Origin of the sequence: Planktothrix tepida PCC 9214 (genome assembly GCF_900009145.1) — a bacterium.
Taxonomy (GTDB): Bacteria; Cyanobacteriota; Cyanobacteriia; order Cyanobacteriales; family Microcoleaceae; genus Planktothrix; species Planktothrix tepida.
The window spans coordinates 1-565 of the sequence record NZ_LN889929.1 but is presented as its reverse complement, the minus strand read 5'-3'; the positions used below and the strand labels follow the sequence as shown (position 1 = coordinate 565).

The 565-nt window shown below is 40.4% G+C and carries 1 pseudogene; it reads right to left on the bottom strand.

From position 1 onward, the window contains the following. A pseudogene (locus PL9214_RS29840) lies at window positions 1–445 on the bottom strand (transposase); the annotation flags it as partial. Window positions 446–565 lie beyond the last annotated feature (120 nt).

Here is a 565-nt window from a genome sequence, read left to right as displayed (position 1 = left end):
TTTAATATATTGCAGTTGTTTTTTAACTGCCTTTCGTCTTTTTTGTCGGGAAGGTCGGCGTTGTTTGGCTATTTCTAGGTAGTCTTTTCTGGCTTTCTTTCTATAAGTTCTAGGTTTCTTCTCTGATTTATCCTGACGGCTTTTATACAAACTATCAATGATTTTTTCCGTTTGTTCTCTGGCTTGATTTAAAATTTTTAAGTCCGTTGGATCTGTCACTTATCCCTAATTTTTCTTTAATGATTAAGGCTCCCAATGCCATTCTAAATCTTTTGGCTGGTGCTCCCATCACAGATGAGAATAATTCTTCATATTCTGCTTCAAATTCTTCCCAGGGTATCACTTTTGCCATGATGACCCAGCGATTCTCTTCCGACAGCTTTCCCTCAAACGGCAGTTTGAAATCTTCTGCTGGTGTCCTTGGTTGTTCGTCTTTACGGTACATTTTCCCCGACTCCTGCAAGGTTTTTGGGCTATTTTACACCCCTCCCTTGCACCTGATTCATTTTTTCTTGTCTTCTCCTCCCCTCTGTTCTGGCTTTTCGCCTTTTTTCAGCAAGCCCTA